Origin of the sequence: Mesorhizobium sp. M8A.F.Ca.ET.208.01.1.1, from assembly GCF_004791315.1 — a bacterium.
Taxonomy (GTDB): Bacteria; Pseudomonadota; Alphaproteobacteria; order Rhizobiales; family Rhizobiaceae; genus Mesorhizobium.
Genome location: NZ_SRUT01000007.1, coordinates 160,843 through 174,118, shown reverse-complemented (window position 1 = coordinate 174,118; position 13,276 = coordinate 160,843). Strand labels below are relative to the sequence as shown.

Annotated in this window: 14 protein-coding genes; 4 read left to right on the top strand and 10 right to left on the bottom strand. The window is 61.8% G+C overall.

Translation table 11 applies throughout. The annotated features are described in order from the left end of the window. The first annotated feature begins 128 nt into the window (after positions 1-128). A complete protein-coding gene (locus tag EN851_RS26640; protein ID WP_127870817.1) occupies positions 129-959 on the top strand; it encodes a tetratricopeptide repeat protein in 831 nt (276 codons plus the stop codon). A gap of 86 nt (positions 960-1,045) precedes the next feature. On the opposite strand, the gene EN851_RS26635 is transcribed toward EN851_RS26640, so the two are convergent. The 9 genes from EN851_RS26635 to EN851_RS26595 form a co-directional block, all read right to left on the bottom strand. Continuing rightward, the gene (locus EN851_RS26635; protein WP_127870754.1) at positions 1,046-2,071 is read right to left on the bottom strand and encodes a type II secretion system F family protein; all 1,026 of its coding nucleotides are present in this window, start codon (positions 2,069-2,071) and stop codon (positions 1,046-1,048) included. A gap of 9 nt (positions 2,072-2,080) precedes the next feature. After that, entirely contained in the window at positions 2,081-3,094 is a 1,014-nt protein-coding gene (locus EN851_RS26630; RefSeq protein WP_135930323.1) for a type II secretion system F family protein, read from the bottom strand. Positions 3,095-3,123: 29 nt separating this feature from the next. After that, positions 3,124-4,635, bottom strand: a complete 1,512-nt coding sequence (locus tag EN851_RS26625; RefSeq protein WP_135930322.1) for a CpaF family protein — start codon at positions 4,633-4,635, stop codon at positions 3,124-3,126. Positions 4,636-4,658: 23 nt separating this feature from the next. Continuing rightward, entirely contained in the window at positions 4,659-5,948 is a 1,290-nt protein-coding gene (locus EN851_RS26620) for a CpaE family protein (RefSeq protein ID WP_135930321.1), read from the bottom strand. Between the two features lie 47 nt (positions 5,949-5,995). After that, positions 5,996-6,727, bottom strand: coding sequence for a CpaD family pilus assembly protein (locus tag EN851_RS26615; protein ID WP_135882859.1), 732 nt, complete (start codon positions 6,725-6,727; stop codon positions 5,996-5,998). 14 nt (positions 6,728-6,741) lie between these two features. Continuing rightward, entirely contained in the window at positions 6,742-8,256 is a 1,515-nt protein-coding gene (locus tag EN851_RS26610; protein WP_127278981.1) for a type II and III secretion system protein family protein, read from the bottom strand. Next, positions 8,253-9,065, bottom strand: a complete 813-nt coding sequence (cpaB, locus tag EN851_RS26605) for a Flp pilus assembly protein CpaB (RefSeq protein WP_135930320.1) — start codon at positions 9,063-9,065, stop codon at positions 8,253-8,255. The genes EN851_RS26610 and cpaB overlap by 4 nt, the downstream gene beginning before the upstream one ends. 212 nt (positions 9,066-9,277) lie before the next feature. Beyond that, positions 9,278-9,796 (bottom strand): prepilin peptidase, encoded by a 519-nt coding sequence (locus EN851_RS26600; protein WP_127870752.1) that lies wholly within the window; start codon positions 9,794-9,796, stop codon positions 9,278-9,280. Between the two features lie 186 nt (positions 9,797-9,982). Continuing rightward, positions 9,983-10,159, bottom strand: a complete 177-nt coding sequence (locus EN851_RS26595; protein ID WP_056569967.1) for a Flp family type IVb pilin — start codon at positions 10,157-10,159, stop codon at positions 9,983-9,985. A 359-nt stretch (positions 10,160-10,518) separates the two neighbouring features. Here EN851_RS26595 and EN851_RS26590 point away from each other — a divergent pair, with 359 nt between their 5' ends. From EN851_RS26590 to EN851_RS26580, 3 genes are all read left to right on the top strand, one after another. Further along, complete coding sequence (locus EN851_RS26590; protein ID WP_127280726.1) at positions 10,519-10,941, top strand: pilus assembly protein N-terminal domain-containing protein; 423 nt, start codon at positions 10,519-10,521, stop codon at positions 10,939-10,941. Between the two features lie 140 nt (positions 10,942-11,081). After that, positions 11,082-11,663 carry a TadE/TadG family type IV pilus assembly protein gene (locus EN851_RS26585; protein WP_127280725.1) on the top strand — a complete coding sequence of 194 codons (582 nt, stop codon included), beginning with the start codon at positions 11,082-11,084 and terminating at the stop codon, positions 11,661-11,663. Between the two features lie 40 nt (positions 11,664-11,703). Continuing rightward, entirely contained in the window at positions 11,704-12,327 is a 624-nt protein-coding gene (locus EN851_RS26580; RefSeq protein ID WP_135930356.1) for a TadE/TadG family type IV pilus assembly protein, read from the top strand. A gap of 4 nt (positions 12,328-12,331) precedes the next feature. On the opposite strand, the gene EN851_RS26575 is transcribed toward EN851_RS26580, so the two are convergent. Further along, positions 12,332-13,255: a phosphate/phosphite/phosphonate ABC transporter substrate-binding protein gene (locus EN851_RS26575; protein WP_135930319.1), complete on the bottom strand. Its 924-nt coding sequence runs from the start codon at positions 13,253-13,255 to the stop codon at positions 12,332-12,334. Positions 13,256-13,276: the final 21 nt, after the last annotated feature.

Genomic DNA, 13,276 nt, shown 5'->3' with positions numbered 1-13,276 from the left:
ATGTTTCTCCTGCCGACTCGCCCCGAGTCGGCGCTTCTTAACCCTCCGTTAGGGTTAACAGAATATTTCTGCTGGAGGGAAGATGGCCACGCAATGGCCACGCGCATGAATGGAGGCCCAGGGTGCCGATGCCGACCAACCGCACGATAGACATCCGGGGAAAACGGCTCATCACCACGGCATTCATGCTGGCGCTCGCGGCAGGTGTCGCGGGATGCGCGACCGACAAGCTCACCACCGGCTCGATCGGACGCACCAGCGGCAAGCCACTGGAGACGATGTCGGCGGGAGAACTGCACAATGCCACCGCCGCACTCGGCCAATCCTACGCCAGGAACCCCAACGACAAGCGCATCGCGACCAACTTCGCGGCGGCGCTGCAGATGGATGGCGATGCCGACCAGTCGCTTGCGGTGATGCGCAAGCTGGCGATCGCCTATCCGAAGGACCGCGACGTACTCGCCGCCTATGGCAAGGCGCTGGCCGCCAACGGCCAGTTCGAGGCGGCGCTCGACGCGGTGCGCCGCGCGCAGACGCCGGAATATCCCGACTGGAGGCTGGTCTCCGCCGAAGCGGCCATACTTGACCAGCTCAACCAGAAGGATGATGCGCGCCAGCTTTACCGCAAGGCGCTCGAACTCAAGCCCAACGAGCCTTCGGTCCTTTCCAATCTCGGCATGTCCTATGTGCTGGAAGGGGATCTGCGCACCGCCGAGACCTATATGCGGTCGGCCGCCCAGCAACCGAACGCCGACAGCCGGGTACGCCAGAACCTGGCACTCGTTGTCGGCCTGCAGGGCCGTTTCGACGAAGCCGAGAAGATCGCCTCGCAGGAACTTTCGCCCGAACAGGCACAGGCCAATGTTGCCTATCTCAGGCAGATGCTGGCCCAGCAGAACGCCTGGAGCCAGCTCAAGGATCAGGACAAGGCGAAACTGCCGAAAACCGCCACCAACTGATCACCTCGAGCTTACCGAAAATCGTAGAAAAGCCGCGCCCCCCTGCAGCGCGGCTTTTTGTTTGCGCAGACGAGTTCTGCGTTGGTCTACTGGCTGGTCGACGCGGCCCCGCCGGAGTGATCGCCGAAGATGCCGCGCTGGCTGACCTGGATGCCCGCCGGCCCCAGGATGATGGCGAACAGCACCGGCAGGAAGAACAAGATCATCGGCACGGTGAGCTTGGGCGGCAGGGCGGCGGCCTTTTTTTCGGCGGCGTTCATGCGCATGTCGCGGCTTTCGCTGGCAAGCACGCGCAGCGCGTGCGCCACCGGCGTGCCGTAGCGCTCGGCCTGGACGAGCGCCTGCGACACCGACTTGACCGATTCCAGTCCCGTGCGGCCGGCCAGGTTCTCATAAGCCTGCTTGCGTTCCTGCAGATAGGAGAGTTCGGCGTTGGTCAGGATGAATTCTTCCGCCAGGGCCACCGACTGCGCGCCGATCTCGTCGGCGACCTTGCGCAGCGCGGCTTCCACCGACATGCCGGACTCCACGCAGATCAGCATCAGGTCGAGCGCATCCGGCCACGCCATCTGGATCGACTGCTTGCGCTTGGTCGCGCGGTTGTTGACGTAGAGGACCGGAGCATAGAAGCCGCCATAGGCAACCAGGACGCACACGAACAGCCGGATCACCAATGGCTTGTCGGGCAATCCGCCGAGAACGAAGATATAGAACAGACCGAGCGCGAAGCCGACAAAAGGAAGCACCAGGCGGAAGAACAGAAAACGCGTTAGCGGATTCTGCCCGCGAAAGCCGGCAACCTTGAGCTTTTGCAAGGTGGCCTCGTCGGCCAACGCACGCCGCAGATCGAGTCGGTCAACAATGTTGCGCATGCCGACCGACTGTTGCTCGCGCAGACCCTTGCGGCGGCGATCGGCCTCGTTCGCGAGCCGCGCGCGCTGCTTGGCGCGAAGCTCATCACGCTCCAGCGCGACCGACTTCATGCGCGCCTTGAGCTGGTTTCCGCCGATCGCCGGCAGCAGCGTAAAGACGGTTGCGAACACGGCGATGGCGACCAGCAGCGCAATCAGGAAGCTGGGATCCGTCAGTGATTTGATGACTTGTTCGGTCATGCCCCGGCCCTAGACTTCGAAGTTCATCATCTTGCGCATCACGAAGATGCCGATCGACATCCAGACGGCGGCGAAACCGAGTATCAGATGACCGACGCTGGTCGTGAACAGCGGCATCAAATAGTTGGGACTGGAGAGATAGACGAGAAAGGCGACGATGAAAGGCAAGGCGCCGATGATGGCGGCGGATGCTTTCGCTTCCATCGACAGTGCCGCGACCTTGGCCTTCATCTTCTTGCGGTCGCGCAACACGCGCGAGAGGTTGCCCAGCGCCTCGGAGAGATTTCCGCCGGCCTGCGACTGGATCTGGATGACGATGCCGAAGAAACTCGCCTCGGTGCATGGCATGGTTTCGGGCATGCGCAAGGTCGCGTCGGGGATCGACAGGCCCATCTGCTGCGAATCGACTATTCGGCGAAACTCGGCCTTCACGGGCTCAGGGGATTCATTGGCGATCAGGCGTATGGCGTCGTTCAGCGGCAGGCCGGACTTGACCGCTCGCACGATGATATCGAGCGCGTTTGGAAATTCGTTGAGGAACGCCTTGACGCGGCGGGTACGACGAAAAGAAACGAACCAACGCGGCAAGCCGAGCGCTCCGGCGAGCAATATACCGGGCAAGACGATCATCGGCGCACCGACCATGAACGCGACGATTGTCAGCGCGAGGCCGCATATGGCCGAATAGATATAGAAACGCTCGATCGGCACCTTCATCCCAGCCTGGCGCAGCTGGGCTTTCAGCGGCGGCTTCTTGACGACGCTGTCCTTGGTCTTCTGCTTCTCGTCGAGATCCTTCAGCGAATCCTGCACCGATTTGCGGCGCTTGGCCGCGTCCGCCGCCCGGTCGCGCGTCGCCTTGACGACAGAGCGGTCCGTCTCGGCGGCCTTGATCGTCTCCAGCCGCTTTCCGGCCTGTTTCTCATTGCTGATCTGGTTGAACAGAAATGCATAGGCGACCGCGCCGGCGCTGAAGCCGGCGAGCACGACAAACGCCAATACGGTGCCGTCAATTCCAAACATCGACCAGAACCTTCACGCCCGCGGATGCGTCAGTCAGCACGTTTCTCCATGGCCTCGAGCGCCGTGGCGAGACGCTGCTCCTCGCCATAGTATCGAGCCCGCTCCCAGAAATGGGGGCGGCCGATGCCGGTCGAGACGTGTTCACCCAGCAGCCTGCCGTTGGCGTCCTCGCCCTTGATGTTGTAGAGGACGATATCCTGCGTGATGATGACGTCGCCCTCCATCCCGATCACTTCGGTGATGTGGGTGATGCGGCGCGATCCATCGCGCAGGCGAGCCGCCTGGATGATCACGTCGATGGAGCCGACGACGATTTCGCGCACGGTTTTCTGCGGCAGCGAATAGCCGCCCATGGCGATCATGGATTCGATGCGGTTCAGGCATTCGCGCGGGCTGTTGGAGTGGATCGTCCCCATCGAGCCGTCATGGCCGGTGTTCATCGCCTGCAGAAGGTCGAAGACCTCGGGTCCGCGCACTTCGCCGACGATGATGCGTTCGGGCCGCATGCGCAGGCAGTTCTTGACCAGGTCGCGCATCGTCACCTCGCCCTCGCCCTCGAGGTTGGGGGGACGCGTTTCCAGGCGCACGACATGCGGCTGCTGCAGTTGCAGTTCGGCCGAGTCCTCGCAGGTGATGACGCGCTCATCACGGTCGATGTAGTTGGTCAGGCAGTTGAGCAATGTCGTCTTGCCGGAGCCGGTGCCGCCCGAAATGACGATGTTGCAGCGGACGCGGCCGATGATCTTGAGAACTTCGGCTCCCTGCGGAGAGATGGCGCCGAACTTGACCAGCTGGTCGAGCGTCAGCTTGTCTTTCTTGAATTTGCGGATGGTGAGCGCGGTGCCGTCGATGGCCAGCGGCGGTGCAATGACGTTGACGCGCGATCCGTCGGGAAGACGGGCGTCGCAGATCGGGCTGGATTCGTCGACGCGGCGGCCGACCTGGCTGACGATGCGCTGGCAGATGTTGAGCAACTGCTGGTTGTCGCGGAAGCGGATGCCGGTCTGTTCGACCTTGCCGTTGACTTCGATGTAGACGTTCTTGGACCCGTTGACCATGATGTCGGCGATGTCGTCGCGCGCGAGCAGCGGCTCAAGCGGCCCATAGCCAAGCACGTCGTTGCAGATGTCCTCGAGCAGTTCTTCCTGCTCGGCGATCGACATCGCGAAGTTCTTGATCGCGATGATATCGTTGACGATGTCGCGGATTTCCTCGCGGGCGCTTTCGGGATCGAGCTTGGCGAGTTGCGACAGGTCGATCGTATCGATCAGGGCCGAGAAAACCTGGCTCTTGGTATCGTAATAGGTTTCGCTCTTTTCGCGGCCTCTCCTCGGTTCCGGCGCCATCGGTGGCGCCTCGACCGCGCGCCTGGCGGTTGGCGCGACAGGCGCGCTCGGCTGCGGCGTGGCCGCGGGCCGGGCAAGAACCGCTGTGTCCGCCGAAACCGCGGCGGCCGGCGCGACCGGTGCCGGTGCCGGCGCCGGCTGGCGAAATTCCGGCTTGAACCGGTTGCCGTCGTCGTTGCCTCTTTTACCGAACATGACCGACTACCGACCCCATTGCGTCACTTCTTGTTGCGCGAGAGCTTGCCGAGCAGACTGCCCAGGCCAACCTTCTTTTTCGCCCTGATTTCGCTGCGGCCGGTCAGCACATGAGCAATCTCGTTGATCGTGGCCACAACCGGGTTCTTGGCGTCCATCTCGCCCAGCATGCGCCCGTTGTTTGCGGCATTGCCGAACAGCAAGGGATCAAAGCCGATGACCGACATCGGCGTCAGGCCGAGCGGCTCGGCGAAATCGGATGGCGAGATCTCCGGCCGCTTGGGCACGCCGGCCTGGTTGATGATCAATTTCGGCGGCGGGTCGTTCGGGCGAAGCCGCTTGAGCATGTCGACCAGGTTCTTTGTGTTGCGCAGATTGGCCAGCTCCGGCGTCGCCGTGATGACGATTTCGTCGGCCTTGACCAGCGTGTTCTTGGCCCATCCCGTCCAGACATGGGGAACGTCGAGAACAAGGAGCGGCACGCTGCGCTGCGCGGTATCGACAAGTTGCGCGAAGGCGTCGGGATCGAAGTCGTAGACGCGTTCCAGCGTCGAGGGTGCCGCGAGCAGCGACAGATGCTCGGCGCATTGGGTCAGCAGCCGGTCGAGATAGACTTCGTCGATGCGCTCGGGCGAGAACACTGCCTCGGCGATGCCCTGGGCCGGATCCTGATCGAAATTGATGTTGGCGGTGCCGAAGGCGAGATCGAGGTCGGCCACAACGACCTCTGATTTGAACAGGGAGGACATTGCCCAGGCAACATTGTGGGCGATCGTGGAAGAGCCGACGCCGCCCTTGGCGCCGACGAAGGCGACCGAGCGACCGAGCGGTTCAGCTTCCGGATCGACGAAGATCGACGAGACGACGCTGACGACGTCGGCCATCGACACCGGCGCGATGACATATTCGGAGATGCCGGAGCGGATGAGCTCGCGATAGAGACCAACATCATTGTAATGGCCGATCACCACCACTTTCGAGGATGGATCGCAATATTCCGAAAGCTGGGCGAGCTGCTCCAGCAATTGCTTGGGTTCGCTGCGCGATTCCAGCAGGATCAGGTTCGGTGTCGGCGCCGACTGGTAGAACTCGATTGCCGTGGGGACGCCGCCCATATGGACCTTGAGATGCGCCTTGGTCATGCGGCGGTCCTCGCCGGCGCGCTGGACCGGATTGGCAACGCCCTCCGTCTCGCAGAATGCCTGGATCGAAATGCGCGGAACCGGCCGCAACGCCTGCATCGCGGCGACGTCCTGCAGCGAGGTATCACCGCCCTCCACGGTGGCGTCATAGGCAAGGTTGCTCATGGTCATGCTCTTTCCGTGGCCTGTTCCTGACGTCGCTTCTTTCCGAGGGCGGCTTAGTAAGTCACTTCCGAGTTGCCGAGGAATTCATCCGAAATGCCCCTGTCTTGGTAGACACCGATGGCTTTGCTGCGATTGGCCGCATCAATAGTGGTGGACTTGCGCGGCCCGAGAAGATCTCCCGGATTGGCCACCTGGGCGGCAAGATTGTTCTGATAGGAGCAGCCGAAATCGGCGTAGTGCTTGTTCTCCGACGTCTCCACCAGGTCAGCGGGCCAACGACCGCATTTGTCGGTCTGTGCCCTCACCGCGATGTAGGAGACGCGAACCGGGGCTGATGCCTCGCTCGATCCCGCTTGATAGGAGACCACGACGATCCGGTCGCGCTTGATCCCGGCAGCGACCGCGAGCCGAGCGAAATCATGGCCGGCCGCCGTTGCGGCGACTTCGTTGGCCGATCCGCTTGGAATCTGGATCGTCAATGTCGGAGCGGCACTCTTGTCATAGCCGTCGAGGAAACCCAGGAGCGTGTCGCGCTGCGAGCCGGTCATGCCGCGGTCACCGGCGCCGACAGGAAGATCGATCTTCTGGTTTTTCTCGGCGATGACGATCGGATGATTGGTGCGATAGTCGTCGGGGATGGCGCCGACGGTAACGCTGTCGCGCTGGGCACAACCGGCCAGCAGAGCCGACACCGCCACCGCCATGATCGGAAGCGCTCGCAGGCCTATCCGAGAACGGCCGGAGCGCATCGCCATGGTCCTTGCCTTAAGTGCTGACTGAGACATGTCCGCTTTCCCGTTCACTTGTAGATGAAGCCGACAACGCCGTGATAGCGGCCGTTGGGCCTGTCGGTCTGCATGGTGCCGTAGACGCGATTGACGCGCCCAAGGAACATGCCGGCGCCGTCGCTCGGCGGGTTGAAATTGTCGTCCGGCTTGGCCAGCTCATTGCGCGCCACCGGCTTCACCAGATAGGGCGTGATGATGATGACGAGCTCGGTCTCGTTGCGCACGAAATCCCTGCTGCGGAAGAGCGCGCCGAGCACTGGAATCTTCGTCAGCCCGGGCAAGCCGTTGATGGCCTGCCTGACATCGTCGCGAACAAGGCCAGCGATCATCATGGAGCCGCCGGAGGGCAGTTCCACGGTCGTATCGGCAAGACGCTTGCGCAGAGACAGGATATTCGTGCCGGGACTCGTCACACCCGAGGACAGCGAAACGGACCCTTCGGTGGTCGGCTCGGAGACCGACGTTCTGACTTTCAGGCTGATGCGACCGGGAGACAGCACCACCGGCTGGAACTCCAGGCCGATGCCATATTCGATCTTGTCGATGGTATAGTTCTTCAGGCCGGTCTGGTTGTCGGTCGATACGTTCGCGGTGACGCCGCTCACCATGTTGTATTCACCGCCAACCCGGAACGTCGCCTTCTCGCCAGAAACAGCAGTCAGGGTCGGCTCGGCCAGCGTCTTCATGACCCCGGACTGTTCCATGGCGTTGATATAGGCCTGCAACCCCGAGGCGCCGATCGTGAAGCCGGAATTCGACAGTTGCTTGCCGAGGCCGGTGAAATTGTCGCTGAGCGCGCCGTAGCTGATGCCGTTGCTGCCGCCGCTGCCGACCATGTTGACACCGAGCTGCTTCATCACCGAACGGCTGACTTCGGCGACCGTCACCTTCAGCGTGACCTGATCGTCACCGATGATCTGCAGCAGATTGACGATTTGGCTGACGCGGCGCTCCTGGTCAGGGTTGTTGATGTCGACACCGCTCTGGGCCGAGCCGCCGGCAGCGGTCTGCGAATATTGTCCCGTCGTCGCTTCACCGCCGGACACAAACATGTTTGCCAGCTGTTCGGCACGCTTGGCATCCAAGGGTGTATCCACGGTGCCGGTCAGAACCACGTTGTCATTCAGCAGTTCAACCTTGACGGCCGAGGTCGGAAGGAAGCGCTTAATATAATCCTCCAGGCCGGCGACGTCGCGCTCGATGGCCAGATCCAGGCTGGCGATCTGTTCGCCGTTCGGCCCAAAGACGAAGATGTTGGTTTCGCCGACCGCCTTGCCGAAGAGGTAGATACGCCTTGCGGTGCGGGTCACCGCGTCGGCAACGGAGGGATTGGCGACAAGAATGTCATAGGCATCGCTCGGCAGGTCTATGACCACCGACTTGTTGAGGCCAAGCTTGACGCGCTGGGTGGCTGTCGTGGCCGACACCTGCGTGCTCTTCGCCTCGACGCCCTGCACATTCGCTCCGACGAGCAGCAGGCCGAATGCCGTGGCTAGGATTGCCGGCAGTTTAGCGCTTAGCCTCATTTTCTTGCTCCTACTTCGGAGACTTCGCCCGACTTGATCAGCCTCACCGTTCCCCGGCGGCCATTGCCGGAAACGAGATAGTCGGCCTCATCCACATTCTTTTCCTGGGTGTCAGCGATCGCCCGCAGGGCCAGGGTCAGGCGATCCGCCATCTGCTGGGCAACGGTGATGATCTCCGCCTGTTTGGGGGTCAGCTCCAACGTGGCGGTCTGGCCCACCCTGGTCTTCTTGCCTTCCTCGTCTTCCTGGATGGTCTGGTCGATCGCCAGGACGCGGATATTCTTGAGGATGGTCTCGGTGTTGAAGCCCGCGCCACCGGTGCTGGCATCGGCCCTGCGGGTCATGATGACGTCGACGAAATCGTTTGGAAGGATGAAGCCGCCGGCCGAGGTGTCCGCCGATATTGTCGTTGCGACCGCCCGCATCCCGGAAGGCAGGATGGACGACATGAAGCTTTGTCCCTCGCCGATCAGCTTGGAGCGCCGCACCGGCTCGCCCGCGTACATCGCCACGCGGGCAACCGACCCCTTGAGTTTCTCCAAAGCATCGGGAGCGATGGCCTTGGTGATGAAATTCGCGTTGATGCCGTCAGCCGGCCAGGATTGCCAGGCGATATTGTTCTCGAGCGCGTTGCCCATTGCGACATCGCCCGAGAGCACAAGCACGTCCTGCAGGGACACCGCGGGCGCCTGGGGGCCAGAATCGACGACGACCTGAGGCGGCGGAGCGACCATGTTTTTCGCCACATAGCCAGCTCCGCCCGCCGCGGCCACCGCCACGCTCAGAATAATCAATCGGGATGCTGGCATCTGTCCGAACCCTCGCCCTTGGCAAACCACGTAGCCAAGTCGGACTTTGCAGCGGCAATCGTCAAAACAAGGTTAATGCAATGCTTACGATCGTGATTAATTTAAGGTTTACATAAATTGGACGGATCGCGCCGCGATGCGCGGAAAGGCTGGGCCGCCGCTCCGCAAAGCCGGCGTGTAAGCCATGTCAGCCGACGAAAAATTTGATGAATTCAGCTCGCCAGCCTTGCCAGCGCCCACACCATCAAAGGCGAATCCGGGTAGGTCAGCAGGCCACCAAGGCCGAGCGCGATCCCGTAGGGAACACCGGCCGACTCTTCCGCGAAATGCCGCAGGAATGGATTGCGTCCGGTGAAAACCGCCAGCGGCGATTTCCGGTAAAGCAGGATCGCGATCGTCAGAAGGCCGCCGATGATTGTCGAGGCGACCAGATATTCGACGAGCTGCACGTTGAGCCCCATCCACACGGCCGTGGCGGCCAGCAGCTTGGCATCGCCACCGCCCATGCCACCCAAGGCGAACAGGCCGAACGTAACGGCCAGGACGATGGCGCCGGCGGCGAAATGCCAGCCATAGGCCGCCCAGTCCATGCCCGTCAGCGGCGCCACCAGGGCGAAGACGACGACAAGCAGTACCGGCACACGATTGGCGATCGTCATCGACAGCATGTCGGAGATCGCGGCAAACAGCATGCAGAACGGAAAGACGACGAAGATCAGGGCTTCAAGCATCGGCGATTGTGCCTATTGTGCGGATTCCACAGAAACTCAATCTAGGCTGGTTCGATTAACGATTGATGAGGTCAGTGGTGAAAAGACGACTGTTCCGCCGCGGTCCGAAACAAGTAAAATAAAACAGGGGCCACCCTGTGGCGGCCCCTGTCCTGAATGCGATCCGATCGATCGGCAATAAGCAGATTAGCTGCCGCTGCTGTTCAGCGTGCTGCCGATCGAAGTGAACTTGGCGTTGATGGCATTGCCGAGTGCGCCGGCGCCGGTGATGATGGCGAGCGCGATGAGGGCGGCGATCAGACCATATTCGATAGCGGTCGCGCCGGATTCGTCCTTCACGAAACGTGCAAAAAGGTTAGACATTCGAGAGCTCCTACTCCACGTGTTACAGCACTTCCGTCAACTTCTGTGATGGTTGATCGGATGCTGCCAATCTAGGGAGAAGCTCTTTCGATCGGCTTAATAAACAGCCTTACCGATTCCTTTCCCGGCTCGAACCAAGTGCGTGGTTAACTCCATACTAAGCGCTGGCTAATGTTTCGTTTCGCGGGTCAACGCCGCAAAAGGCAAGGGCTTGGGGAAGCTTGCGACCCCCCGCGCCCATCCGGCCAGGCGGGCAGCCATGCCGACCGCTCCATCCGCCGGCGGCAAGCCCACTTAACCGTTGGTTCACCAATCTCGTTCATGTTCCGTTGAACAGTCCGCTTGCGTGGAGCGCCTTGATGGCCGTGCCGAGATCCTCAATCCTGATTGCCGCGCTTCTTGCCGCCGCCAGCTTGATTACACCCGCCAGGGCTGGCGCCGACATCGAAGTCACCATGAATCAGGCCAAGATCGTGAAACTGTCGCGCCCCGCCGACACGATCGTCGTGGGCAACCCGGCAATCGCCGACGCTTCCGTCCAGGATGCCTCGACGATCGTGCTCACCGGCAAGGGTTTCGGTGTCACCAACCTCGTCGTTCTCGACCAGGAAGGCAGCCCGATCGTCGACACACAGGTTACCGTGGTTCGCCAGGCAGCCTCGTCGGTTCGCATTTACCGCCGCGCGGATGTCCAGACCATGTCATGCACGCCCTATTGCGAAAGCTCCTACAAGAGCGATGCGGAGAAATCGTCCGAAGCCGAGATGAGCGTCAGCAAATAGGCGGCACGGGAGCGCGCCATCGCCCAGGTTACCTGCTGGTTAAAACGCGTGCGCCGACTTTAACGATCATTCAAACCGGACCTCAATCGGTTTGGGTTAATACACCTGTCAGCACCGTCCAGGGATGGCAGGAACATCGCATGAGCATGGAACTCGGCTCGACAGATCAGCGCAAGGTGGAGCGTACCGGGCCTTTCCAACGCTTCGTGCGCGACCGACGCGGCAGCACGGCGCTGGAGTTCGCCTTGCTTGCCATACCGTTCGCACTCCTGGTGTTCGCCATCCTCGAGAGCTGCATCTCGTTTGCCAGCCAGGAGGTGATGGCCAACATCACCGACGATGTCGCGCGCCGGCTGCGCACCGGCCAGTTGAAGGCCGCGGACATCGCCGGGGACAATTTGAAGAACATGATCTGCGACAAGCTGGAAATCATTGTTTCCCAGGATTGTCCCAATCAGTTGAGCGTCGATCTTCGCCAATACACGACATTCGCCGACGCGGCCCTGGCCGGCTTCAGGATTCAGGGCGGTAATATTCAGCTGACGAAAAGCGGCGCGGATGTGCCCTTTACCGTCACGGCGGGTGCGGCGGAGTCAAGGAACATGCTGCGGGTCTTCTACAAATGGCCCATCATGACCAACCTGATGGCGCAGTCGATGGGAGGTAACAAAACCCTGCATTTCGCTTCGGTGACCTGGCAGAACGAGCCGTTCGACAATTGATGCTATCACGGAAGCAACAACAAGAAAAAAGGCAATGAGTATGATGCGTGCGGGGGCACATCTGGGAATTACGGGGCTTTGGGGCAAATCAGCCCGATTCTGGTCCAATCGCCGCGGCGTCGCGGCGGTCGAGTTCGCGCTTATCGCGCCTGTCCTGCTGATCATGTATTTCATGACCATGGAGGCCTCGCAGGCCATCGAGACGAGCAAGAAGGTCAGCCGCATCGGCAGCATGGTCGCCGATCTCGTCACGCAACAGCCGACCATCGTCAAGGCGGACCTCGATGCCATCATGAAGATCGGCAGCGTAACCCTTCAACCCTACAACCGCTCGGTGCCGGACATCACCATCACAGCCATACAGGTCACCACCGATCCCACGCCAAAGGTGTTGGTGGTGTGGTCACGCAAGGTGACCAGTGGTGCATACAGCGTCGGTGCAGCGGCGGGCTCGACCACTACGGTTCCGACAGCGCTCAGGGTCGCCGGGACCTTTCTCGTCCGCGTCGACAGCACCCTGGGCTACAAGCCGATCGTCGGTTGGACGACAGACACCCAACAGAAGCTTGGGTTTATCGAGACGCTCGCCAAAGGCATGACGATGAGCGAAACATATTATCTGCGCCCCCGCAGAAGCGTCACGATCCCTTGCAGCGACTGCTGAGGGCTCATTGCCGCCCACCATCGACCGACACCATCCGCACGATGGCCTCCGCCGCAGCATAGTCCTTGGGAACCACGGGCATGAAGCCGCCGGCATGCCTCGCTTCCAGAAGGTCGTAGACATCCGGCGTCGTCGATTTGAGATTGGTGAGGAACACGGTCAGCCGGCGCTTGGCTTCCGGATCGAGATCGCTGCGTACCGCATGCGGGCCGTATCTCAGCAGACCCGACGTCCACACCACCTGGGTGGCCGATGCCGAAAGGCCTGATGCCTCGAGCCTTGCCTGCGTGCCCCCGGCCAGTCGCGGCTGGCCGTCGGCCGCCGCCTTCATCCAGCCGAACATGGCGTCGGCCTGGCCGTCGACAAGCATGGTTTCGGCCGCCGACGCCGAGGCGGCGGGGACAAGAAACGGTGCATCCTCGGCGATCTCGACGTGTTCGGCGGCTAACCCCGCCAAGGGCAAAAGCGAACCGCCGACGCTGTCCGGCGGCGGCACGGCGATCCGGTGGGTCTCCATATCGGCCAGGCCGCGCAGTCTGCCATCCCGGGTCAGCAATACCGAGCGGATGCCGGCCGCACCGTCGGAATCGACCGGCGCCACGAGCGGCTCGATGCATCCGCAGCGTTGCAGCGCCGTGGCATAGGCGGTCGCCGAATAGATGGCGTATTCGATCCGTGCATTGGCCTGTCCCTCGATCAATGCCGCATAATCGCGGGCGACGACGAATTCGACCTTCATGCCGAGCGCATCGGTAAAGGCTTGCGTCAACACCGCAAGCCCCGGAACGGCGTTGCCGGCGCCGGGCTCGGCCACGACGCCGATGCGAAATGTGCCGATATCATCGCGCCAGTCCGCCCAGGCCGGTCCACACCAGAATGCGCCGTTCACAGCCATGAGGGCAGTCCAAGCCTTGAGCGCAGCCTTCATGACAGGACCGCCTTGCCCTTT

Excerpts from the sequence above, each read along its gene's own strand:
- EN851_RS26640 (WP_127870817.1), top strand. The coding sequence starts at position 129 with ATGCCGACCAACCGCACGATAGACATCCGGGGAAAACGGCTCATCACC.
- EN851_RS26635 (WP_127870754.1), bottom strand. The coding sequence starts at position 2,071 with ATGACCGAACAAGTCATCAAATCACTGACGGATCCCAGCTTCCTGATT.
- EN851_RS26630 (WP_135930323.1), bottom strand. The coding sequence starts at position 3,094 with ATGTTTGGAATTGACGGCACCGTATTGGCGTTTGTCGTGCTCGCCGGC.
- EN851_RS26625 (WP_135930322.1), bottom strand. The coding sequence starts at position 4,635 with ATGTTCGGTAAAAGAGGCAACGACGACGGCAACCGGTTCAAGCCGGAA.
- EN851_RS26620 (WP_135930321.1), bottom strand. The coding sequence starts at position 5,948 with ATGACCATGAGCAACCTTGCCTATGACGCCACCGTGGAGGGCGGTGAT.
- EN851_RS26615 (WP_135882859.1), bottom strand. The coding sequence starts at position 6,727 with ATGTCTCAGTCAGCACTTAAGGCAAGGACCATGGCGATGCGCTCCGGC.
- EN851_RS26610 (WP_127278981.1), bottom strand. The coding sequence starts at position 8,256 with ATGAGGCTAAGCGCTAAACTGCCGGCAATCCTAGCCACGGCATTCGGC.
- cpaB (WP_135930320.1), bottom strand. The coding sequence starts at position 9,065 with ATGCCAGCATCCCGATTGATTATTCTGAGCGTGGCGGTGGCCGCGGCG.
- EN851_RS26600 (WP_127870752.1), bottom strand. The coding sequence starts at position 9,796 with ATGCTTGAAGCCCTGATCTTCGTCGTCTTTCCGTTCTGCATGCTGTTT.
- EN851_RS26595 (WP_056569967.1), bottom strand. The coding sequence starts at position 10,159 with ATGTCTAACCTTTTTGCACGTTTCGTGAAGGACGAATCCGGCGCGACC.
- EN851_RS26590 (WP_127280726.1), top strand. The coding sequence starts at position 10,519 with ATGGCCGTGCCGAGATCCTCAATCCTGATTGCCGCGCTTCTTGCCGCC.
- EN851_RS26585 (WP_127280725.1), top strand. The coding sequence starts at position 11,082 with ATGAGCATGGAACTCGGCTCGACAGATCAGCGCAAGGTGGAGCGTACC.
- EN851_RS26580 (WP_135930356.1), top strand. The coding sequence starts at position 11,704 with ATGATGCGTGCGGGGGCACATCTGGGAATTACGGGGCTTTGGGGCAAA.
- EN851_RS26575 (WP_135930319.1), bottom strand. The coding sequence starts at position 13,255 with ATGAAGGCTGCGCTCAAGGCTTGGACTGCCCTCATGGCTGTGAACGGC.